Origin of the sequence: Pseudoalteromonas sp. APC 3495 (genome assembly GCF_030407645.1) — a bacterium.
GTDB classification, from domain to species: domain Bacteria; phylum Pseudomonadota; class Gammaproteobacteria; order Enterobacterales; family Alteromonadaceae; genus Pseudoalteromonas; species Pseudoalteromonas tetraodonis.
In genome coordinates this window covers 29,596-51,471 of the sequence record NZ_JASDDA010000028.1, presented here as the reverse complement: position 1 = coordinate 51,471, position 21,876 = coordinate 29,596, and the positions used below count along the sequence as shown (strand labels likewise).

19 protein-coding genes and 2 tRNA genes are annotated in these 21,876 nt (G+C 39.9%); 13 read left to right on the top strand and 8 right to left on the bottom strand.

The features are described 5' to 3' along the window. Positions 1 to 61: 61 nt before the first annotated feature. Positions 62 to 301, bottom strand: a complete 240-nt coding sequence (locus QL984_RS12185) for a DUF2960 domain-containing protein (protein WP_290172817.1) — start codon at positions 299 to 301, stop codon at positions 62 to 64. 100 nt (positions 302 to 401) lie between these two features. On the opposite strand from QL984_RS12185, the gene QL984_RS12180 reads away from it, so the two are divergent. The 3 genes from QL984_RS12180 to QL984_RS12170 are packed head-to-tail and all read left to right on the top strand — an operon-like array spanning position 402 to position 2,114. Next, positions 402 to 653, top strand: a complete 252-nt coding sequence (locus QL984_RS12180; protein ID WP_008110382.1) for a hypothetical protein — start codon at positions 402 to 404, stop codon at positions 651 to 653. Between the two features lie 30 nt (positions 654 to 683). After that, positions 684 to 1,307 (top strand): nicotinamide riboside transporter PnuC, encoded by a 624-nt coding sequence (gene pnuC / locus QL984_RS12175; RefSeq protein WP_290172822.1) that lies wholly within the window; start codon positions 684 to 686, stop codon positions 1,305 to 1,307. Positions 1,308 to 1,310: 3 nt separating this feature from the next. Next, positions 1,311 to 2,114: a phosphotransferase gene (locus QL984_RS12170; RefSeq protein ID WP_290172816.1), complete on the top strand. Its 804-nt coding sequence runs from the start codon at positions 1,311 to 1,313 to the stop codon at positions 2,112 to 2,114. On the opposite strand, the gene QL984_RS12165 is transcribed toward QL984_RS12170, so the two are convergent. Next, on the bottom strand, positions 2,111 to 2,293 hold the full coding sequence (locus tag QL984_RS12165; protein ID WP_008110377.1) for a hypothetical protein: 183 nt from the start codon (positions 2,291 to 2,293) through the stop codon (positions 2,111 to 2,113). The genes QL984_RS12170 and QL984_RS12165 overlap by 4 nt on opposite strands. 237 nt (positions 2,294 to 2,530) lie before the next feature. Between QL984_RS12165 and QL984_RS12160 the strand changes: the two genes are divergently transcribed. Both QL984_RS12160 and QL984_RS12155 read left to right on the top strand, forming a co-directional pair. Continuing rightward, positions 2,531 to 2,605 (top strand) — tRNA-Arg (locus QL984_RS12160). A 284-nt stretch (positions 2,606 to 2,889) separates the two neighbouring features. Further along, entirely contained in the window at positions 2,890 to 4,107 is a 1,218-nt protein-coding gene (locus tag QL984_RS12155) for an HD domain-containing phosphohydrolase (RefSeq protein WP_013464161.1), read from the top strand. On the opposite strand, the gene QL984_RS12150 is transcribed toward QL984_RS12155, so the two are convergent. Further along, the gene (locus tag QL984_RS12150; RefSeq protein WP_081745107.1) at positions 4,067 to 4,387 is read right to left on the bottom strand and encodes a hypothetical protein; all 321 of its coding nucleotides are present in this window, start codon (positions 4,385 to 4,387) and stop codon (positions 4,067 to 4,069) included. The genes QL984_RS12155 and QL984_RS12150 overlap by 41 nt on opposite strands. 282 nt (positions 4,388 to 4,669) lie before the next feature. On the opposite strand from QL984_RS12150, the gene QL984_RS12145 reads away from it, so the two are divergent. After that, the gene (locus QL984_RS12145; protein ID WP_013464163.1) at positions 4,670 to 5,959 is read left to right on the top strand and encodes an outer membrane protein transport protein; all 1,290 of its coding nucleotides are present in this window, start codon (positions 4,670 to 4,672) and stop codon (positions 5,957 to 5,959) included. A 122-nt stretch (positions 5,960 to 6,081) separates the two neighbouring features. On the opposite strand, the gene QL984_RS12140 is transcribed toward QL984_RS12145, so the two are convergent. The 3 genes from QL984_RS12140 to pepA all read right to left on the bottom strand — a co-directional run bounded on the left by QL984_RS12140 (position 6,082) and on the right by pepA (position 11,123). After that, on the bottom strand, positions 6,082 to 8,934 hold the full coding sequence (locus QL984_RS12140) for a valine--tRNA ligase (RefSeq protein ID WP_290172815.1): 2,853 nt from the start codon (positions 8,932 to 8,934) through the stop codon (positions 6,082 to 6,084). A gap of 58 nt (positions 8,935 to 8,992) precedes the next feature. Next, positions 8,993 to 9,439 (bottom strand): DNA polymerase III subunit chi, encoded by a 447-nt coding sequence (locus QL984_RS12135; protein WP_013464165.1) that lies wholly within the window; start codon positions 9,437 to 9,439, stop codon positions 8,993 to 8,995. 172 nt (positions 9,440 to 9,611) lie between these two features. Next, positions 9,612 to 11,123, bottom strand: a complete 1,512-nt coding sequence (gene pepA / locus QL984_RS12130) for a leucyl aminopeptidase (RefSeq protein ID WP_290172814.1) — start codon at positions 11,121 to 11,123, stop codon at positions 9,612 to 9,614. 307 nt (positions 11,124 to 11,430) lie between these two features. On the opposite strand from pepA, the gene lptF reads away from it, so the two are divergent. Together lptF and lptG are read left to right on the top strand one after the other, a co-directional pair. Further along, the gene (gene lptF / locus QL984_RS12125; RefSeq protein WP_290172821.1) at positions 11,431 to 12,543 is read left to right on the top strand and encodes an LPS export ABC transporter permease LptF; all 1,113 of its coding nucleotides are present in this window, start codon (positions 11,431 to 11,433) and stop codon (positions 12,541 to 12,543) included. Further along, complete coding sequence (gene lptG, locus QL984_RS12120) at positions 12,540 to 13,607, top strand: LPS export ABC transporter permease LptG (protein WP_016900139.1); 1,068 nt, start codon at positions 12,540 to 12,542, stop codon at positions 13,605 to 13,607. The genes lptF and lptG overlap by 4 nt, the downstream gene beginning before the upstream one ends. 114 nt (positions 13,608 to 13,721) lie before the next feature. Here the strand turns inward: lptG and QL984_RS12115 are convergent, their stop codons facing one another. Continuing rightward, a complete protein-coding gene (locus tag QL984_RS12115) occupies positions 13,722 to 14,219 on the bottom strand; it encodes an RDD family protein (RefSeq protein ID WP_290172813.1) in 498 nt (165 codons plus the stop codon). 271 nt (positions 14,220 to 14,490) lie between these two features. On the opposite strand from QL984_RS12115, the gene QL984_RS12110 reads away from it, so the two are divergent. From QL984_RS12110 to QL984_RS12090, 5 genes are all read left to right on the top strand, one after another. Next, positions 14,491 to 14,575 (top strand) — tRNA-Leu (locus tag QL984_RS12110). Positions 14,576 to 14,956: 381 nt separating this feature from the next. After that, positions 14,957 to 16,237, top strand: a complete 1,281-nt coding sequence (locus QL984_RS12105; RefSeq protein ID WP_128583177.1) for a GGDEF domain-containing protein — start codon at positions 14,957 to 14,959, stop codon at positions 16,235 to 16,237. Between the two features lies 1 nt (position 16,238). Further along, positions 16,239 to 17,048: a transporter substrate-binding domain-containing protein gene (locus QL984_RS12100; protein WP_036949852.1), complete on the top strand. Its 810-nt coding sequence runs from the start codon at positions 16,239 to 16,241 to the stop codon at positions 17,046 to 17,048. Between the two features lie 165 nt (positions 17,049 to 17,213). Further along, positions 17,214 to 18,206 (top strand): fatty acid desaturase, encoded by a 993-nt coding sequence (locus QL984_RS12095; protein ID WP_036956077.1) that lies wholly within the window; start codon positions 17,214 to 17,216, stop codon positions 18,204 to 18,206. A gap of 402 nt (positions 18,207 to 18,608) precedes the next feature. Beyond that, positions 18,609 to 19,748, top strand: coding sequence for a Na/Pi symporter (locus tag QL984_RS12090; protein WP_013464173.1), 1,140 nt, complete (start codon positions 18,609 to 18,611; stop codon positions 19,746 to 19,748). 58 nt (positions 19,749 to 19,806) lie between these two features. Here QL984_RS12090 and QL984_RS12085 read toward each other — a convergent pair whose 3' ends face one another. After that, positions 19,807 to 21,876, bottom strand: coding sequence for a TonB-dependent receptor (locus QL984_RS12085; RefSeq protein ID WP_036956079.1), 2,070 nt, complete (start codon positions 21,874 to 21,876; stop codon positions 19,807 to 19,809).

Genomic DNA, 21,876 nt, shown 5'->3' with positions numbered 1-21,876 from the left:
TAAAAATACCCATTAAGTTTACATTGCTAGAATGATCGTGATGCTCACTTAATCGGTATCGTTACTCTTTTATAAAGTAAATATCGCTAAAGCCCATGCGAGCAAATTCTTGATCACGAAAGTTACGCACAGCCGATGACCCTTTAGAGGTCATTTCAATTTGGCGTACCATGCTTAAGTAGTTAGTTAAATCGATACCTTCGGCAGCCGCAATAGCCTGATACATATCGTGGTATTTATCTTTGGCGAAGTTAATTTCGCGCGGTTGATTTTTAAAAGTGTAGGTAATTCTGCGTGCCATAATGAGCTCATTTAAGTTGAGTGTTAGTGTAATTTTACACTGTATTTAAGTTGCGTTGAATGATTAGTTGAAATCAAATAATTAAAAAGGTGAGTTTGAAATGAAGTTATCAGTAGAGATCAGTAAATACCCGCTCCACCAAGATTACATTCCTTTTATTAAAGGCTTTATCGACAGAGTTAATGCCTACGAAGAACTCAAAGTGATCACTAATACGATGTCGACCCAAATATTTGGTGATTATGATCTAGTTATGCAAGTGATCAGCACAGAAATTAAACATTCATATGAGCAATTTGGTAAAGCTATATTTGTGTGTAAATTTATTTCGGGCGATTTATCTCCCGAATAACCTCTTAACAAACACGGTCGTTTTATAATGATGGATTTTGTAACGCAAATACTCAGTGGTTTTACTGCTATGTCGCATTGGGAATATATTGCGGTTGCTTTGTCGATGGCGTATTTATTACTGGCCATTAAAGAGAACTTATGGTGCTGGCCTGCGGCTTTTTTTAGTACGCTTATTTATACCATTATGTATTGGAATGGCGCGCTGCTAATGGAGTCGTTACTAAACTTTTATTATATGTATATGGCGGTGTTTGGTTGGGTCGTGTGGCGCAAAGGCAAGGCTAATCAAGCGCAGCGACTAATTACATCCTGGCCGGTAAACCGACATATTATTTTAATTGTACTGACTGCATTAGTGTCATTAGCAATTGGCTATGTAATGCAAAACTATACGCATGCAGATTTTGCGTATCTTGATAGTTTCACAACTTGCTTTGCTGTGGTTACTACGTATCTGGTAGCTAAAAAAGTACTAGAAAATTGGCTCTATTGGATAGTCATTGATGCGGCCTCTATGTATTTGTACTATGAAAAAGGCTATTACCCAACCCTTGTTTTATTTGTATTTTATACCGTTATGGCAGCATGGGGATTTAAAACGTGGTACGAAGAATACGAGCAAAGCCAAGCCAAGCACATGGCGCAACTTTAATCTATGAATCAGCATTCTCAGTTAGTTAATATTTGTAGCGCGTTTTTAGTACCGAGCACAATAACCTCAACAGAGTATTTGGTTAACGGTTTAAGCAACGATAACTTTTTGATCCGTACTGACAGCCAAGCTTATTTATTAAAGTGTTATAAATCGTATTGGCCACAAGTAGGGTTACATGCCCAGTATGAGCTCAGTAAACAACAAGTTTGCTCTGCTCCCATCTGGCTTGATAAGCAAAATAAGCGCGCAGCTTTTAACTATATTGATGGCGACGTCGCGCAGTCTTATTTGGCGATGCCGCTACTGACTAAACTTGTTAAGCTTCATGCGTATACAACTAATAATGAGGCAATGAATATAGCTTTGGAATTGCAAGCCTATCAGCATTTATTAGTGTTTAAACAGTATGAAAAGCTCATAGACAAGACATTAAAAAGCATAGCCAACATGCCCGTAGATAGCGGCTTTTGCCATAACGACTTAGTCAAAGAAAATATCGTGGTAAACCCGCAAGGCGTTTATTTAATCGATTTTGAGTATGCTCAAACAAATGATGTGTATTTTGATCTTGCTGCGTTAGCGGTTAGTTTTAAATTAGATGCTTCAGGCAAGCAGGCTCTGCTTAACAATTACAAAACGCACACCCTATCAGAACAATTTTATTTATCTATGCATAAACTCAATTGCTATCAGTTAGTTTACTTACTGTTATGTATAGGTTGGTATGAGCAACGCGCTATAAACAATCAGGTTGTTGTATTGCGCGCGCAACTGGACGAGCTTATTGCTTTAATGGAGGGTTAAAGTCCGCCAAAGCGTTCCGCAAGCTCTTTGTATTTTGCTACTTCATCAGCGTCAAATTGCATTTCGCCGTTATCATCTTCTGATTTAGCGATTAATAGGCTTTCTCGAGCAAGGCGTTTAACGCGCTCTGCTTTTACACCTAAAAATTCAGCAACTTGCTCTGTTGACATTAACTTCATAATTACTTCCTCGTGTTTAATCTTTCCGTTCAGTGACAATAATAGATAATATGTATCTAAAGCGTTACTGTTTTTTTATAGAATATAAACAAATAGCGCTTTTTTTACCTTTTGTGAAGTGATTAGTTTAAATTATAGACATGTAAACGAATCATGCTGGCATTTATACAAAGATGCCTTTATTATTGCGCATGCTAAAGCATTGATATCGCGAGTTGATGTGGCGGCAACAAATGTGCTCTCGTGGTGAAATGGATATCACGTGGCCCTCCGGAGGCTAAGTTGTAGGTTCGATCCCTACCGAGAGCGCCATTTGCGTTTAAAGTATCATTTCCTGTTTCTTTCTCAAAATACCTACAATTATTTAAATTAGTCCGCTGCCTTACATTATTTAATTTTCGATAATAAAATATGTAGCAATCTATTTTATACCTTTAGGCGTATATTCATTGCTGAGCTTATGATTTATTCTTGGTGGTGCGTATAATTATTGATGTTAATCATTTATTATTACCCTGAACTCAAAAGCTAGACTTTTATAGCTAAATAATGCTATTTAAAGTATATATTCATTAATTATAGAAACCCTCATTTTTATGCTAATCACCTTACCTATATCAGAACTCGTTCCAGGCATGTACGTAAATAGCGTTACTAAGCAGCAGGAGAGTGTGGATGGCATAAAAATTAAAACCAGTGGTTTGGTTCGTGATAAATCAATCATTCAGCGTTTAATTACCGAAGGGGTGCTTGAGCTTCTCATTGACTTTACAAAAAGTGATGTCGCCGTACCAGCTAAATACAAAGAAAAACAAAAACCACAAGCTCCTGTAGCTAAGCAAGATAAGCCAGTTAAGGCAAAGGTTGCTATAAGCTTAGAGCAAGAGTTTGCAAAAGCCAGTGTGAGTTATGATGCGCACAACAGAAAACTACAAAGTATTTTTGGTGATTTAACATCAGGTTTGTCACTTAATATTGAAGCGCTCAATGAAATAAGTAATGAAATAGTGAGCTCTGTATTTCGTAATGAACACGCTATGACTATTTTAACTCGGATCAAAGATAAGCACAGTTACAACTGGCGTCATATGATCAACTGCACCATTTTTACAGCGGTGTTTGCTAAATACTTAGGTTATAAACGCGCTGTTGTGCAAGAGCTTGCAATGGGGGCTTTAATGCATGACTTAGGTCAGGCTAAGTTACCGCAAGGGATATTTTCCAAACCAGGAAAAGTCACAGGTAACGAAATGACGGCAATAAAAAAGCATGTCGCACAAAGCTTAGGATTGTTAAAAGGCGGAAAAGGTATTACGCCTTTAATGCTTGATATGATTGTAAATCATCATGAGCGTCTTGATGGTTCAGGCTATCCAAGAGGTGTAGATGGAAGCAAATTAAGCCGCCCAGCTCGGATCATTGCTATTGTAGACGTATACGATGCATTGACAGCAGATAGACCGCATCAAGAGGGTGATGAGCCAATTAATGCGCTTCGCTATTTGTTAGCTAACAAACAGCTGTTTGATGCAGAGTTAGTACAGTTATTTATTAAGTGTTTAGGTGTACACCCAGTAGGGACTATTGTTAAGTTAACCAATGAGCGATTAGCGTTGGTGCTAGAGGGCAATCATTCAAACCCTATCAAACCTAAAGTGAAGCTTTTTTACAACGCTAAACATAACCATCATGTTACCGCAAAAGATATAGATTTAAGCTTAAATAATAACGAGATAAAAATACAGGCAAGTGTTAAACCTGCTGATTATAAGATTAATTTGCCTCGGCTTTTAAAAGAGCATTTACTGCTTTAGCGTTACATCTTCTTTTTTCGTTTGTTTTAACAGAAATATAGCCACCCAAAAAACAACTTCCCATCAGCGTTAACCACAGTAATGTGCCTAATTCTACATGCAGCGCTAAGCAACAAAAAACCAAAGAAATAATCGCCATGGCAATGGCTGCGAGCCAATATTGATTGACAGGATTGTCACATTTCCCAGCACGCGTACACGCGCAATAATTTGCCTTATAAAAGAAATAAACACTAATGCCGCAAAAAATAAGTCCAGCAAGAATAAGTAAAATGATCACAGTTTTCTCCCTTTGTGATTTTATTTGCAGTGTAAATTGCAAACTATTTCAAGTCAATGCAAATAAGAATTAATATCATTAGAGTATATACTCTAATACCACACTTCTTGTCCGATGAGTTTTAAATAGTTGTTAAATTGTCGTTAAAAAACGTGTTTTTTGGCCTTTTTTAACGTTTTAGTAAGGTTTTTTATAAAAAATTAAGGTAGGGTACGCAGGTTTGAAACTCTAATAACAACACACATAGCTATCCAAACAGTAAGTTTGGCTAAGGACACAACAATGAAATTTACTAAAACTCTTATTGCGGCATCGCTGGCATTTGTTTCAGCTGATACTTTTGCAGCGGCTTTTCAGCTTGCTGAGCAAAACGTATCTGGTTTAGGTCGTGCATACGCAGGTGAAGCGTCTGTAGCAGACGATGCGTCTGTGGTTTCACGTAACCCAGCATTAATGACGTTGTTTAAAGAGAAGCAACTTAGTGTTGCAGCTATGGCTGTCATTCCTGATGTTAGCCTTAAAGGCACAGGTAATGCCTACGGTTTAGATAACAGCGCACTAGATGATGACAGCATTGCACCAAGTGCGATTATTCCAGCGGGTTATTTCACTATGCCAGTAAACGATAAGGTATCGGTTGGTTTTGGTGCTTTTTCTAACTTTGGCCTAGCGACTGAATTTAACGATGATTACGCAGCTGGCCAAATTGCCGGTGAAACTGAAATTGTTACTGTAAACATGAACGCAAGTGTTGCTTATAAAGTATCAGAGCAGTTTAGCTTTGGTATTGGTTTGAATGCAATTTATGCAGAAGCGAAGATTATCCGTAAGTTTGGTTTCGTACCTCCTGTAAACCCTGTTATTGCATCTATTCCTGCAAGTGCTGATGCGGTTAACCTTGAAGGTGATGATATGGGTTACGGCTTAAACGTTGGCTTAATGTATCAGCTAGATGAAAATAGCCGCTTTGGTTTTAATTACCGCACAGAAACAGACATCACTTTTGAAGGCGAGTACTTTACACAGCTTCCAGTATCACCACTTCAAAATCAAGTTTTACCAGGCTCTGTTGAAATCACATTGCCAGCAATTGCTGAGTTCTCTGGTTCTCACCAGTTAGATGAAAAGCTAGGCGTTCACTACAGCGTATTATGGACAGGTTGGAGCAGCTTTGATTCATTAGAAGCACAAGTTACTGCGCCTACAGGCGATAAGTTCAGTGCCTTCGAAAAAACAGAAGATTTCTCTGATGCAATGCGCTACTCAATTGGTACTGATTACCAGTACAGCGAAAACTTAATGCTTCGCGCTGGTTTTGCGTTTGATGAGTCGCCAGTGTCACAACAGCATTTATCAATTTCTATCCCTGATACAGACCGTTTCTGGTTCTCGTTCGGTGGTAACTACGCGATTGATCAAAACTCAAATGTTGATTTAGGTGTGAGTGTATTACGTGGTAAAACGCAAAAGTTCACTGAAAAAGTAGAAAGCGAAACGCTACCTCAGCAATGGTCTTTTGAATCAAAAGGTCATGCAGTACTTATTGGTGCTCAGTATAACTACACGTTCTAATGCTGCCTAGAGCCTAGAGCCTAGACACAAAAAAGCCGCTTACTTCAAATGAAGTAAGCGGCTTTTTTTATACTTATAAATTAACTGTTTACGAATAGCATAAGCCATCCGTAACGGTTTAATTATAAGCTTTCAATCTTCGTTTTTTGCTCAAGTAGCTTAGTTTTAGCATCTGTAAATTCAGCTAGCTTAGCGTTTTCTTTAGCCAGTACGGCTTCAGGTGCGTTGTTAACAAACTTTTCGTTAGCGAGTTTATTTTGCACTTGGGCTAGCCCTTTTTCTGCTTTTTCAAGTTGCTTGTTAATTCGTGCAAGCTCGGCTTCAACGTCAATTAAGCCCGCCATTGGGATCATAATCTCAAGATTGCCAACATAAGAGGTCGCACACGCTGGAGCATCGTATTTGTTTTCAAGCAGGGTAAAAGCTTCAAGCTTAGCTAATGACGCTAGGAATGATTCATTCTCGTTTATACGGCGCACATCATCGCTTGATGCGTTAGCCAGTAAAACGCTAAGTGGTTTACTTGGGCTGATATCCATTTCACCACGGATATTACGAATTGCTAAAATGAATTGCTTAACCCACTCTAAATCGTCCATTGCTTGTGCATCAACATTGGCTTGGTTATAAACAGGGAAACCCTGAACCATAATACTGGTACCCGCTGTTTCAAGGCCTGCAAGTGGCGCAACACGTTGCCAAATCGTTTCTGTGATGTAAGGCATCATTGGGTGCATTAAACGCAGTAAGCTTTCAAGTACGGTAATAAGGGTATGACGTGTACCGCGTTGCTGTGCTTCATTACCTTTAAATAATACCGGCTTAGTCAGCTCTAAGTACCAATCACAGAACTGGTTCCAGGTGAATTCATAGAGCGTGTTCGCCGCTAAATCAAAACGGTAGTTATCAAGGTGTTCGGTGTAGGTTTTAACCGTTGCTTCATATTGGCCTAAAATCCAACGATCAGCTAACGAGTACTGTTTTTCACTGTCGTTAAAGCCACAGTCTTGCTCTTCTGTGTTCATTAATACGTAACGGCTTGCGTTCCACAATTTATTACAGAAGTTACGGTAACCTTCAAGACGGTTCATATCCCAGTTGATATCACGACCGGTTGATGCCATGGCTGCTAAAGTAAAGCGTAGTGCGTCGGTACCGTGTGCTTCAATACCGTTTGCAAATACTTTGCGGGTATCTTTTTCAATTTTAGCGGCAAGTTTAGGCTGCATCATGTTACCAGTACGTTTTTGTACTAAGTCTTCAAGGCCAATGCCGTCAATCATGTCTAGTGGGTCAAGTACGTTACCTTTTGACTTCGACATTTTATCGCCGTTGTCGTCACGTATTAAACCAGTTACATAAACTGTTTTGAATGGCACTTGTGATTTACCATTTTCATCTTTTATAAAGTGCAGCGTCATCATGATCATACGCGCAACCCAGAAGAAAATAATATCAAAACCGGTTACCAACACATCAGACGGGTGAAAGGTTTTTAAGTCATCAGTATTTTCTGGCCAACCTTGAGTTGAGAATGTCCAAAGTGCAGATGAAAACCACGTATCAAGAACGTCTTCGTCTTGGCTTAGTGCTACGCTATCTGCAATGTTGTTATCGCGGCGAACTTCTGCTTCATCACGGCCAACGTATACGTTACCTTCGCTATCGTACCAAGCTGGAATACGGTGACCCCACCAAAGTTGGCGTGAAATACACCAATCTTGTACGTCGTTCATCCATGAGAAGTACATGTTTTCATATTGCTTAGGTACAAATTGAATGTCGCCATTTTTAACAGCCTCTTTTGCAGGCTCTGCAAGAGGTGCAACACGCACATACCATTGGTCAGTAAGCAGTGGTTCAATAACCACACCAGAGCGGTCACCGTAAGGAACGGTTAAGTCGTGGTCTTCAATTTTTTCAAGTAGGCCTAGCTCTTCAAATTCAGTAACAATAGCTTTTCGTGCGTCAAAACGGTCAAGGCCATGCAGGCGCTCAGGAATGGGTGCATCAAACTCAAGTTCTTTACCGTCAAAGGTGTATGTTTCACCTTTTGTTAAAATAGCCGCGTCTTTATCAAAGATATTAATCATCGGCATTTGATGACGTTTACCTACTTCGTTATCGTTAAAGTCGTGCGCTGGCGTGATTTTTACACAGCCCGTGCCTTTGTCTTTATCGGCATGCTCATCGGCAACAATTTTAATACGACGATTAACAATCGGTAGTAAAATCTCTTTACCGATTAGGTCTTGATAGCGCTCGTCATCGGGGTTTACTGCCACACCTGAGTCACCTAACATGGTTTCTGGGCGCGTGGTTGCAACAACAATGTAGTCTTTACCGTCTTGTGTAGTTACGCCATCAGCAAGTGGGTAACGTAGGTTCCACATGTGGCCTTGTTTGTCTTTGTTTTCAACTTCAAGATCAGAAATCGCAGTGTGTAATTTTGGATCCCAGTTTACTAGGCGTTTACCACGGTAAATTAGGTTTTCTTTATGAAGGCGTACAAATACTTCTTTAACAGCTTCTGATAGGCCATCGTCCATAGTAAAACGTTCACGGTCCCAATCAACAGAAGCACCAAGGCGACGTAATTGTTTGGTTATCGTGCCACCAGACTCGTTTTTCCATTCCCAAATTTTATCGATGAATGCATCACGGCCTAAATCGTGGCGTGTTTTACCTTCTTCTGCCGCAAGTTTACGCTCTACTAGCATTTGTGTGGCAATACCTGCGTGGTCAGTACCTACTTGCCACAACGTATTGTTACCTTGCATACGTTTAAAGCGCGTTAAGGTATCCATGATAGTATCTTGGAAAGCGTGGCCCATGTGTAAGCTACCCGTGACATTTGGCGGCGGGATCATAATTGAATATGGGGTGCCTTGGCCAGATGGCTTAAAATAGCCTTTTTGTTCCCAGTCTTGATAGAGAGACTGTTCAATATCTTGCGGATTGTAGGTTTTATCCATTACACAGAACCTTAAATAAGTACTTAAATGAGTTAGTTAGCTTTGTTCGCAGTGAGCGTTAGCGATTAATATCTTGCGTGGTGATATTGGCACCGAGTTGGCGTAGTTTTTTAAAGCGCTCACGAGCGGCTTGTTTGGCTACGGGCTCTACGGGTACAAAATCAAAAACTTGGTTAAACCGACGAATAAAATCCGGTAAGTGATTGGCCAAGTTAATTAATACTTTACGATTACCAACGGGTGGTGTTGTGCCTATTTCTACAGGTGCGCCGCCTTTTGGGCCTTCGCCTTGTAAATTGTGAGGTACAAAACTGTCGGCATCAAATGTCCAAATAGTTTCGTCAATGCTGTTGGCGGTTTCTTCGCTATCTACAAAAATAAATACGCGTTGACCAAGCCGATACTGTTGCCCAGCTATTTGAGCTGCTAAAGCAAAGTGATCATCGGCTTTAGCTAATGACTCATCTTGTTGCTTTAAAATGAAAAACTGGGCATTCATGTTCATTGTATCGGGATTTCCCATGACATTGATTGTGCTGTTATTAAATACACACAAATTAAGAAGGGGATTTTGCCATATAACGGGGTTTGCTTCAATTAATACCCAATAAATAAGGCGCTTTAAAAGCGCCTTATTTTATACTCTACATTGAGCTGTGAAGCCCTGTGTTAGTTTGTTAGTCGTGAGTTGCTTCGCTAATACCAGCTCGGTTTAATAAATACTGAGTCAGCATAGGAACAGGACGACCTGTTGCGCCTTTTTTAGCGCCGCTGCGCCATGCAGTACCGGCAATATCTAAATGAGCCCAATTATACTTTTTAGTAAATTTAGATAAGAAACAGGCCGCGGTAATAGTACCTGCTGCGCGCCCACCTAAATTAGTAAAGTCGGCAAACGGGCTTTCAAGTTGATCTTGATAATCATCCCATAATGGCAGTTGCCATGCACGATCGCCACTTTGCTCAGACGCTTTTAATAAATCATGCGCCAGTGGATTATGATTAGCTAATAAACCCGTAGCATGGGCACCTAAAGCAACAATACATGCACCGGTTAAGGTTGCAACATCAATCACGGTTTCTGGTTCAAAACGTTCAACATAGGTCAGCGCATCACATAATACTAAACGGCCTTCGGCATCGGTGTTAAGTACTTCAACCGTTTGCCCAGACATAGTTGTTAGTATGTCTCCTGGGCGATAGGCGTTTGAGCTTGGCATGTTTTCACAGCCGGCTAAAACTCCAATTACGTTTATAGGTAGCTGCATTTGTGCAAGCGAGCGCATAGCGCCAATAACACCAGCTGCGCCCCCCATGTCGTATTTCATTTCATCCATGCCTTCGCCTGGTTTTAATGAAATACCGCCTGAGTCAAAGGTTAAGCCTTTACCAACGAGAACGATAGGCGCTTGGTCATCGCCTGCGCCTTTGTAGTTAATTACCGACATAACTGATTCGTTATCACTGCCACGACCTACTGCTAGGTATGAGTTCATTCCTAGTTCGGCCATTTTATCTTCGCCAATTAGCTCAACAGTGATGTTATCAAAATTAGCTTCCAGTTCTTTGGCTTGCTCGCCAAGGTACGCTGGATTACAAATATTAGGCGGCATATTAGCAACGTCTTTACACAGCTTACTACCTGCTGCAATCGCTAAACCATGCTCAATAGCACTTTCGCCTATAGTAAGTTCACGGCGCGTAGGCACATTAAACACCATTTTACGTAGTGGGCGGCGAGGGTCTACTTTTTTACTTTTCAGCTGATTAAAGGTGTAAAGGCAATCTTTTGTTGTTTCAACAGCTTGACGTACTTTCCAATAGGTATCACGCCCTTTAACATGTTGTTCAGTTAAAAAGCACACGGCCTCCATTGAACCCGTTTCGTTTAGCGTGTTGATAGTTTTAGAAATAATTTGCTTATATTGTTTATCGTCAAGCTCGCGTTCTTTACCGCAGCCAACAAGTAAAATACGTTCGCTTAAAATATTGGGCACATGATGCAATAGTAGTACTTGTCCTGGCTTACCTTCTAAGTCGCCACGGCGTAATAAATTAGAGATATAACCATCGCTAATTTTATCAAGTTGTTCACCAATGGGGGATAACCTGCGTGGTTCATATACACCCACAACAATACACGCACTGCGTTGTTTTTCTGGGCTACCACTTTTTACGTTGAATTCCATTGTCACTCCTGATTTTGAGTCATCTATAGAAGCTAAATTGGGACTAAAAATGTGTTTTCTAGTCTTTTTACCTAAATTTTTAGTTCTAGCGCTAATATTAGTAGATTTTACTCGACTCTTACTGTGTATTTGAACTTTATATGCTTAAGGGTAACTAATGCAACATTATATCGTGATGTTAGGTAGGATAATTAATATTGATGGCTTATAATATGTGCTTAATACTCATTTAAAATGAGTGAATTAACTAGTTCACTCATCGTTTTTTATTATTATATTGAAATTCCATGTTTAACAGGGGCGAATGTTGCTAATTTTCCGTTATTTGACCACTGAGGTTTTAAAATCGCAGGTCGCCGTATTTTTAACTTTAATGACCATATTTTTGTCGCAAAAGTTTGTTGTTATTCTTGGTGATGCCTCAGAGGGGAGCATCCCAGCAAAACTCGTGTTCGCAATGATTGCGCTTAAGTTGCCACAGTTAGCATCATTAATTTTACCTCTGAGTTTATTTTTAGGAATTATTTTAGCTTATAGCCGTATTTACGCTGACAGTGAAATGACGGTACTTAAAGCTTGTGGCGTGAGTGAGTGGTATGTGGTGCGCATTACGCTTATTTCTAGTGTCATCTTAGCGTTACTCGCCGCGGTACTTACCTTGTATGTTGCACCTTGGGCTAGCGAGCAAGAATATCAATTAAAAGAGCAAGCAAAGGCGGATGCTGGATTATCGGCGCTTAGAGCTGGGCGTTTTCAACAAACCGGTAACGAAAAAGCCGTGGTATTTATTCATAATATTGAAAATGGCGGCAAAGAACTTAATAAAGTATTTGTTGCGCAGTTGCCAGATAGTGAAAAAGGCGATTTAGCGCGTTTAGTATACGCTGAGCAAGGCGTTGTAATTGAAGCACAAAGTGGTGAGCAGCAGTTAGTACTTACTGATGGTAAACGCTACGAAACTGATGGCGAAGCGCCTTCGCTTAACTTAACTGAGTTTGATGGTTACAGCGTACAAATTCGCGAACAAGAAATAGAGCATCAACGTCGTAAATTAGAAGCTGTGCCAACCCGTGAACTTATTTCAATTAATACTCCCGAAGCAATTGCACAGTGGCAGTGGCGTCTAGCGATCCCACTTTCCATTCCGTTATTAACTTTGCTGGCCGTGCCTTTGAGTGTAGTAAACCCTCGCCAAGGTAAGTTTGCAAAATTGGTACCCGCTATCAGCTTGTATTTAGGTTATTTTATTTTACTTAATGCGGCCAAATTTGCAGTAGAGGATGGCAAAATTCCGCCATCAATTGGACTGTGGTGGATTCATTTAAGTGCATTATTTATTGGTAGCTTATTAATTATTAGAGGTCGTCCATTGGGTGCTTGGCTTAAAGCTGTCGTCACTAAGCGGGAGCAAAACCTATGATGAAAACACTTGATTGGTACTTAGGCCGTAGCATTTTGCAAACCACAGGGTTTGCGTTAATGGTGCTAGTGGGTATTAGTACCTTAATAAAGTTTATTGAGCAGCTTAAATCTGTAGGGCGCGGGAGCTACGATATAATGACTGCCATGCTGTACACTATTTACAGTATTCCAGATGATTTAGTGGTGTTTTTTCCTATGGCTGCACTTATTGGTGGCTTAACTGGATTAGGAGCGCTTGCCTCAAATAGTGAGTTGGTAGTAATGCAAGCGGCGGGGATGTCGCGTTTACAAATTATTGGCTCAGTAATGAAAACAGCTATTTTTATGGCATTGTGCGTAATGGCTTTAGGCGAGTGGGGCGCTCCTGCTGCACAGCTGCACGCTAAGGAAATGCGTAATCAAGCGATTCATGGTGGGGATGTGTTTAATGCGCAAAAAGGAGTATGGGCTAAAGACGGTAATAACTTCATTAACATTGAAGATGTTGACCAAAATGGCATGCTGCGCGGCGTTAACATGTATCATTTTGATAAATCGTTATCACTAACACAAATCACCAAAGCAAAAGAAGCCGTAGGGCGAGATAGTGGTTGGCTATTGCGCGATGTAAATAAAGTGATGATCAGCGAAGAGTTAATTACCACTGAACAAGTTTCTGAAGAGTTTTACCCGTCGCAGCTTACCGCCGAAAAGCTAGGCGTGGTATCGGTAAAACCAGAATCACTGTCGTTTTCAGGACTATGGTCATATTTAGCTTATTTACAACAAAATGAGCAAGACACCAGCACCTATGATTTAGCGCTCTGGCGTAAATTAATGCAGCCCGTGTCTATTGCCGTAATGTTGTTGGTTGCTTTATCGTTTATATTTGGTCCGCTGCGAACTGTAACTATGGGGGCACGAATTATTATGGGGGTGGTAACCGGTATTGTGTTTCACCTAACCAACGAGATATTTGGCCCTGTGGTAATGGTGTATCAAATTCCTGCAATTATAGGCGCTGTTCTACCGAGCATTTTATTTACTGGGTTTGCAGCTTATTTAATGAATAAGCGGGTGTAGCTAGACTTAAAGCTTAAATAAAAAACGCGGCCTTTGTAAAAAGCGCCGCGTTTTTTTATGCTTTAACTTGAGATTATACCAATTCGCTTAATTAAGTATTATTGCGGATTGATATCATAGTTCGCGATAAACGCGTTTATTTTCTTCTTTGGTGAGCGTAACCACTTCGGTTTTTGATAAGTAATCTTGTAGTGCTTTTTTATTTTTAAAATCCACTAATACCACTAAATTACCTAAACCCAGCAATGCGCTGATACTGCGGATAATGGCTTGTGGCCAGCTAATTAAACTTCCTTGGTTGGTTTGTACTTTTAATCGCCACGCACGCATACCGATTGTTTGCCCGCTTTTAGTCCAAAAATAACCAAAAAACACCAAACCAACCAGAACTAACAGTGAGCTGCGAATCCCTGAAAGTAACAGTGAGTCCTGAATACGTGCTGAGACATCTTCAGCGCCATTAAGAGCAATAACATCAAGGGAAATAAGCCCTTGAATAGCAAATAAATACAGTACCACCGTTAGCATCGCAAAAGCGATAATAGCTAATGTATCGTACACCAATGACGCAAAACGGCGCCAAAACCCTGCCCGTGGAAACTCAGCCAACATAAATATACTCTCACTGTTAATGTGCGCGATAGTTTAGCAAATAAGCCGTCAAATACTACCTATTACGCTACGTGCTTAACTCGGTATTGGCTCAAATGTTAATGGTTGCCTAAATGTTAAGCGGTTGATCATACTTAATACATAAAACGCTTGCCGCTTTGCTCATTGTTTGTATAATGCCAAGCAATGAGATGGAAGAGGGTACATAATCTTTCACTCTTAAGTGGTTTTTCTTTATCTTCTCGTGTTTAGAAGGTTAAAGAAAAATGATGCCAGCGTGATGAAATTGGTATACATGGGGGATTCAAAATCCCCTGCCGCAAGGCGTGCCGGTTCAAGTCCGGCCGCTGGTACCACTTTTTATAGCCCCTGCTAGATTTAGCAGGGGTTTTTTTATGCCTTAAATTTGAGTGGCTGAACTTGAGCGGCACGTGAGGTGCCGCTGTTATAAGTAAAAGTCCGGCCGCTGGGTGAGAGTGAACCGAAACGTAGTTTCGCAGTGACTCGAAGTGAGTTCATGAATGAACGATGGATGCAGCTTCAGAGATGAATTATTTATTCAGCTATATACGTTATAGCCCCGACTAAATTAGTTGGGGTTTTTTTATGCCTTAAATTTGAGTGGCCTAAAGCCGCCAGAAATGAGAACACTTATTCCTTATGCTGTTCTTTGCTTCCATTAAGAATGTAATTAACCTAAGCTCAACTATAAAGTTTATTAAGAAGTGCCATTGTTAATGTTTGCAAGTTACCGTAGTCCAAACAGTTTATCTAAAAAAATGATGCGCATTATTTTCTCTATCTACTTGTTTGTAACCTGCCTCATAACAAGCATGCAGTTTTTAACTGAATACTTAAAAACACAAAACTCAATCTCCTATGAATTAAAACAGTTGCAAGAAACTGTTCAGGGTCCTGTTTCGACGAGTTTGTGGCAATATGACCAAACACAGTTAGGTGTACTCGTTGATGGGCTTATTAAAATGCCGGTTATTGAGGGAGTTGATGTTTTTGACAAACATGGCAAAAGCATGATTTCTAAACGTTCTTACACTCAAGCCTCACTTCCTCTCTCAATTTTTGAAACTAAATCTGAGTTGTATTGGACGCTTAATGGTAAACGGATTTTTCTTGGCACTTTGGTGCTCTATTCATCGTCTGAGGTGGTTTTAGATCGTGTTTTATTTGGTTTTTTCTTAATTGCTATTACGGCAATGATAAAATTATCAATTTTGTTTGGGTTATTTATTTGGGCTTTCGAACGTTACCTAGCCAGGCCTTTAAAAGAATTGATGCAACAAGTTAATGAGGTCCAATCAAGTAAAAATACACGTAAACGGATCAATCTTTCACATATTGAAAACAACGAGCTCAGCCAGCTCCAAGATCATATGAATACGATGCTCTTTAGTATGGAAAGGGATCGGGAGCGATTACTCGAGGATGAAAAATCTAAACGAGATTGGCTGGAAGAGGCCGTTACAAAACGTACAAAAGATCTACAAGTATTAAATGAAAAACTTAAAACGCTTGCAACAAGAGACTCTCTAACGGGTACTTTAAATCGGGGGAGCTTTTTTGATACAGCAAATCATTTGCTAGAACTTTCTCAGCGACAGAAATTACCCGCATCTTTTATTTTAATTGACTTAGACTACTTTAAAAACATTAACGATACGTATGGACATTTTGTTGGTGATAAGGTGCTTATTCATTTTACCGACACAGTTCAGAGCATGATAAGAGAGTCTGACCTTATTGGTAGAGTGGGTGGAGAGGAGTTTGCACTATTTCTTCCAAACACAGGGCTTGATAACGCATTCAAACTCGCTAGTAAAATAAGAAAGGCTGTGGTTGATTCAACCTTAGAAGTTGATGGTGAAACTGTAATCTATACTGTAAGCATAGGCGTTGCCTCATCCGAGCTAAAAGACTGCTCAGTTATTGAGTTATTCAAAGTCGCTGACTTGAAGCTTTACTGCGCTAAAGACAAAGGACGTGATCGTGTTGAAAAATAGAATGTTTAAAGGTAAAAAAAAGATCTCTCAAGTGCTGCTTATATCCTTATTGTTAGCATTGGGTATAGGTAATTTTAGTCATGCCAATACATTAAAAGTTTGCTACGACCAATGGCCTCCTATGACCATATTTCCGTCAGAGGGTTTTCCTGCCCGCGGCTTTGTGATTGATATGCTAGAGCAAATATATACATCAAAAGGCTATCAATTAGAATATTACGAAGTGCCTTTGGCAAGGGGACTCGATATGGTTGCGGATGGTCTTTGCGATATGTTGCCAGAATATTTATTTTCGCAAGACACCGAAGTGGGTTTCGAGTACGCCACAGAGGCAACATTTGCATATCCAACTGCTTTTGTTGTTAGGCAGGATGAATCCTGGCGCTATGATGGGATTCAATCTATACAAGGAAAGCGTGTTGCAACAGGGCCTGGGTGGGATTACAGCTCGGTAAGTGTTGATTATCAAAATTATATTGATGATCCAAATAATTCTGATTTAGTGGAAGTAATCGCGGGCTCTAGCGATGTGGTAGAACGGATTTTTCAGATGATTAAAGCGGGCAGAATCGATCTATATGCAGATAATATGCTGGTTTTACAGTACATGTTGAATCGATTTGATTGGAACAATGGATTAAAAATAGTGCGTCCAGGCTTAGAAAATAAATTGGTTGAAATACCTATTTTTTCAAATAAAATGCCCGCTGAAAGAAGGAAAACGCTAATAAATATATGGAACAGTGGCCGTTTATCTATCAAAGGAGATAAACAAAAAATGCTTCTTAAAAAGTATAATGTGGCTTTATAAGTGCTTTAAAATGCCCCAATAGCACGTGCTAAGAAAGTGAGATATTTAATTTGATTATGATCTTATACTTTTTTTCCCCGTAAATTAATTAGTATTAAATTACTTTGTACTGAGTTTTTTACTCGGATATTATATACCTCAACCTCTTGTTGCGAATAAAACATCATGACTCAATTGACCGCAAAACAGAATATTCAAGCCATTGTTAAAGCGATTAAGACGGAAGAAGCGCTGCTTCGTCAAAAACATCCATTGTTAATGCATCAAAACACCTTGGGAATGGCTATCTTATTGCTCTCGCTAAGTGCGTTAATTGGGGTTGGTACTTTGTATTACTTTGCCATTATCCCTGCTTGGCTTTGTATTATATTAGCCGCTATAGCCACCTCTATTTCGCACGAGCTTGAGCACGATCTTATTCATAAGCAGTACTTTAGCAACCAGCCTTTTTTACACAATTTTATGATGTTTACTGTGTGGTTGATGCGCCCTAATACGATTAGCCCGTGGTATCGTCGCAAGATGCATTTGCATCACCACAAAACGTCGGGCACTGAGCAAGATTTAGAAGAACGTTTGGTAGGTAATGGTATTAAAAACCCGTTTTTACGTGCATTGGTGATTGTTGATGGATTGCTTGGTTTATTAATTAACGCAAAACGTTTTAGTAAAGAAATTAAAGGATTTAGCTTTTTTAAAGTGTTTAACGCAGGTTTTCCAATTACTACTGCTTATTTTGCTATTTTATACAGTGTGATAGCGTTTCATTTAATTAATTTATTTACCCCGATTGCGGCTGACTCACCGGCATTATTGCTCGATGTAATGAATGTGTTCGAGTTTTTAATGGTGGTGCTGATAGTGCCTAACATTGTACGTTCGAGCTCACTTAATTTTGTTACCTCCAGTATGCATTATTACGGCGGTGTTAATAATATGCTTGAGCAAACTCACGTAATTACTAGCCGTTTGTTTATGCCGTTTAATTTGTTTTGTTTTAACTTTGGGCATACTCATACTATTCATCATTTTGTGCCGAATCAGCCGTTTTATTTACGTCAAATGATTAGCAAAAAAATTCTTGAAGTGATGCGCCAGCACGGTGTGCGTTTTAATGATTTTGCTAGTATAAAAAAAGCTAATTTGTATCAATCATAAAACTTGTTTTTACTCAATCTTCGAGATTGCTGCTTTAGTAACCTTGCCTAGCTTAAGGCTAGGCAATACCCCTAGTAAAGTCAGATAAAGCTTATAAAACTTCCCTTTAATACCAACTTAATCTATTACTCAGGCCTTTTTAAATTTAGTCCTTAATTGATCCCACTTAGCGCTTTGTTATGTAATTGAATACTAAGTTTAATTTTTTGATTTTAATTGATTGTTTTTAAAGTTATGGCTTGCCTTATACTCAATTTTTCACCCTTATTTTTTTATGTTATGAATAAAAAAGCACGTTAATCGAATTGAAATATTTCTGTAATATTTAGGTGTTCTAATGCGCTCTGAAACAAAAACGTCATCAAAATGCCATAATCGGTAAGACAAAACTGAGATTTAAACATGAGTGAATCAAAGCGCAATACGCTATTAATAAAAACGCTTAACTGGGCTGCTATCGCCTTTTTAGTTTATTTAGTCCTTGTAGCCGTTGGCACTGTCAGTGGTGGTTTTAAATTAGCGTCGGGCGGTACTGAGGGAGCGAAAGAGATTTTTGCATTCGCAACCAACCCGTTTATCGCATTATTATTAGGTGCTTTAGCAACCGCTTTAGTGCAATCATCATCAACGGTTACCTCAGTTATAGTGGGGCTAGTTGCTGGCGGTTTACCGTTAAGTATTGCTATTCCAATGGTGATGGGTGCAAATATTGGTACCACTATTACTAACACCTTAGTGTCTATTGGCCATATTCGCTCTAAAGAAGAGTTCCAACGTGCATTTGCGGCATCAACTGTTCATGATTTCTTTAATTTATTTGCCGTTATTATATTTTTACCGCTAGAAATAATGTTTGGTTTGCTGCAAAAAATGTCTGCTGCTTTATCGCACTTATTTATTGGTGATGCCGACTTATCATTAAAGAGCTACAACTTTATTAAACCACTCGTAAAACCAGCTGTGGGCGTAATAAAAGATGCATTTAGTTTTTTAGATACAAAAATGCTAGGTGCAGCGATGGTTATTGCAGGTATTTGTTTGATTTTATTTGCCGTAACTACATTAGGTAAATTACTTAAAAAAGCGCTGGTTGGCACTGCAAAAGATATACTGCATGGAGCCATTGGGCGCGGGCCTATCGCGGGTATCACATCAGGTGCGGCAGTAACAATTATGGTTCAGTCATCATCAACGACAACCAGTTTGATGATCCCACTTGCTGGAAGTGGTGTGTTTACTACGCGTCAAATTTACCCATTCACACTGGGAGCTAACATTGGTACAACCATTACTGCTTTATTAGCGGCCACATCAATTACAGGCCCTATGGCTGAGGTTGCGCTAACAATTGCATTGGTACACGTTATGTTTAATGTATTTGCAGTTGCACTTATTTACGGCGTTCCTGTGCTGCGTGAAATACCGCTAAAACTTGCTGAAAAGCTAGCCGAAATTGGTACAAATAATAAATCAGCAGCATTAGGCTATATACTAGGATCGTTCTTTGTGGTGCCTGGTTTAATTGTACTGGCCGTTCGATAAGTAGAAATAAACGTATAAAAGGAATGCGCTATATAATTTATATAGCGCATTTTTTGTTTTACCACTGGTAACTTACAGACAACATGGCATTACGTGGTTTACCTGGGAAGTAACGATCCCCAGTAAAGCTGGTGTAATCGGCGCGCTCAGCGTAGGCTGTGTTAGTTAAGTTTATAATTCGGGCACTCAGTAATAGCTGTGGACTAATTTGCCACTGTCCGCGCAAGCTTAAAATATCGTGCCCTTGATATTCATGTAAGTTTTCAGGGTCGGTAAAGTAGCGGCTAACATAGTGCCATTGCAGCGCAAGGCTAATACTCTCGTTGGCTTGCCAGTTAAAATCGATATTAGCAACCTTTCGAGGTGCGGTATCAATATCGTTACCTTTAATATTAATGCTGCCAATAATTTGCTCATTCGAGTACGTGTGCTTGGCATAGGTGCCTGCAAAATTAACAGATAAGTGCTGATTAAAGCTATGCGCTAATTCAAGCTCAATACCGCGATGCCGAGTTTGGCCGTCATTAACAGTAAAAAAGTCACTGTCGCGGTAGATGGTATTGTGCTTGCTCATCGCATACATCGATAAGCCATAGCGAGTATTGTTGTACACCCCTTTAATACCCATCTCAGCATTATTAGCTATTTCTGTGTCTAAGTCGGCAGTACTTTGCTCGCGTTGTAATTGATAAAGCTCAGCTGCTTGTGGGGCTCTATAGCCTCTTGAAAAGTTAGCGTATAGTGTATTGTTAATATTAAGCTGATAGCTCACCCCGAGTTTTGGCGAAAGATTACTAAAGCTGTTTTTAGTGCTCTCTGGGCGACTATAACGACAGCCACCAAAACCACATTCGCTGCCATCCTCTTTTGTACGCCCTGCAAGCATATTATTTTGATAGTCATATTGCATGTGCTCATAACGCAGTCCTGCGGTTATAAGCCAATTATTTAGTTGCCAATCAATAGCGGCAAATGGAGCATATAAGGTGGCATCGACTTGGTAATCGTAATGTTTACCTTGCGGCACTGTGGCTACTAAAAACGCAGAACCTTGGGTGGGGTTATCTTGGGTTTGTAAAAAATCGGCTTGGGTAAACTCACCATCAAAGCCAAGCTTTAAGTTCGTATTGTCGTTCACATAATGTTGATAAAGCGATTGTAGGCCAAACCCCGTTTGACTGTTTTTTTCGAGCGGAGTACCGGGTAAAAAGTGTTTGAAAAAGTCCATGCTTTGGTCACGAATATAAGGAGTAACAACAAGCGTGTTCTTACCTAATTGCCAGCTTACTTTACTCCAAGCCCTAAGCGATCGGGCTTTTCTAAAGGCGTCAGGATCAAAATTTTGCTGTGCAATATCTTCATCTTTATAGCTTTGAAAGCCACTAATATATCCTGCGGTTTGTTGGTCTAAGTCGGTATAGGTCAACCCCGATATTAAACTTAAGTTGTTGTTAGCATATCGATGTCGCACATTTATTTTTTGTTGTTTAACGCTTTCATCATCTCGGTAACCGCCATCATCGGTAAAGCTGGCATTAATACCGAACCCTGAATTATCCATAGCATGGCCTGCACGCAATTTATAGCGAGCATAACCGTAAGAGCCATAATCAACACCCAGTAAACCACCACCTTGGGTCGTGTCTGGTGTAATGACGTTAATTACGCCATGCACTGCATTTGAGCCATACAGTGCAGAGCCAGGGCCTTTTAATACTTCAATACGCTGTGCCATCTCACTATGTGCTTCAAACAGCTCATTAATATTACAAAACCCAGCTGCACGAAGTGCAATACCATCTTCAGCAGTTAAAATCCCTCCACAAGCCCCCGTACCAGAAAGCACCTGCGAGCGCAGGGCGGGTAAATACTCTTGACCATTACCACGTTGTACATTGGCACCTGCAACGCGTTGCAGTGATTCTTCTACATGGGTAGGGGCAATAAGCTCAAGCTGTGATTCGCTTAATACACTGATCACCAAAGGTAATGGGGTGGAAAGCGCTTCACTACGTGATGCTGTGGTGGTGATACGTTCAATTGATTGCGTGGTATCTTCAGCACACGCACTATTAATTAAACTTAACTGACTGCATAACAATAAAGGGGGTAAATAGTAATATTTCAT

What these genes read in the sequence shown, in the direction of transcription:
- QL984_RS12090 (WP_013464173.1), top strand. Translation starts at nt 18,609, where the DNA reads ATGAGTGAATCAAAGCGCAATACGCTATTAATAAAAACGCTTAACTGG.
- QL984_RS12170 (WP_290172816.1), top strand. Translation starts at nt 1,311, where the DNA reads ATGAATCAGCATTCTCAGTTAGTTAATATTTGTAGCGCGTTTTTAGTA.
- QL984_RS12095 (WP_036956077.1), top strand. Translation starts at nt 17,214, where the DNA reads ATGACTCAATTGACCGCAAAACAGAATATTCAAGCCATTGTTAAAGCG.
- pnuC (WP_290172822.1), top strand. Translation starts at nt 684, where the DNA reads ATGGATTTTGTAACGCAAATACTCAGTGGTTTTACTGCTATGTCGCAT.
- QL984_RS12135 (WP_013464165.1), bottom strand. Translation starts at nt 9,439, where the DNA reads ATGAACATGAATGCCCAGTTTTTCATTTTAAAGCAACAAGATGAGTCA.
- QL984_RS12180 (WP_008110382.1), top strand. Translation starts at nt 402, where the DNA reads ATGAAGTTATCAGTAGAGATCAGTAAATACCCGCTCCACCAAGATTAC.
- pepA (WP_290172814.1), bottom strand. Translation starts at nt 11,123, where the DNA reads ATGGAATTCAACGTAAAAAGTGGTAGCCCAGAAAAACAACGCAGTGCG.
- QL984_RS12115 (WP_290172813.1), bottom strand. Translation starts at nt 14,219, where the DNA reads ATGTTGGCTGAGTTTCCACGGGCAGGGTTTTGGCGCCGTTTTGCGTCA.
- QL984_RS12145 (WP_013464163.1), top strand. Translation starts at nt 4,670, where the DNA reads ATGAAATTTACTAAAACTCTTATTGCGGCATCGCTGGCATTTGTTTCA.
- QL984_RS12105 (WP_128583177.1), top strand. Translation starts at nt 14,957, where the DNA reads ATGTTTGCAAGTTACCGTAGTCCAAACAGTTTATCTAAAAAAATGATG.
- QL984_RS12185 (WP_290172817.1), bottom strand. Translation starts at nt 301, where the DNA reads ATGGCACGCAGAATTACCTACACTTTTAAAAATCAACCGCGCGAAATT.
- QL984_RS12165 (WP_008110377.1), bottom strand. Translation starts at nt 2,293, where the DNA reads ATGAAGTTAATGTCAACAGAGCAAGTTGCTGAATTTTTAGGTGTAAAA.
- QL984_RS12140 (WP_290172815.1), bottom strand. Translation starts at nt 8,934, where the DNA reads ATGGATAAAACCTACAATCCGCAAGATATTGAACAGTCTCTCTATCAA.
- QL984_RS12155 (WP_013464161.1), top strand. Translation starts at nt 2,890, where the DNA reads ATGCTAATCACCTTACCTATATCAGAACTCGTTCCAGGCATGTACGTA.
- lptG (WP_016900139.1), top strand. Translation starts at nt 12,540, where the DNA reads ATGATGAAAACACTTGATTGGTACTTAGGCCGTAGCATTTTGCAAACC.
- QL984_RS12100 (WP_036949852.1), top strand. Translation starts at nt 16,239, where the DNA reads ATGTTTAAAGGTAAAAAAAAGATCTCTCAAGTGCTGCTTATATCCTTA.
- QL984_RS12085 (WP_036956079.1), bottom strand. Translation starts at nt 21,876, where the DNA reads ATGAAATATTACTATTTACCCCCTTTATTGTTATGCAGTCAGTTAAGT.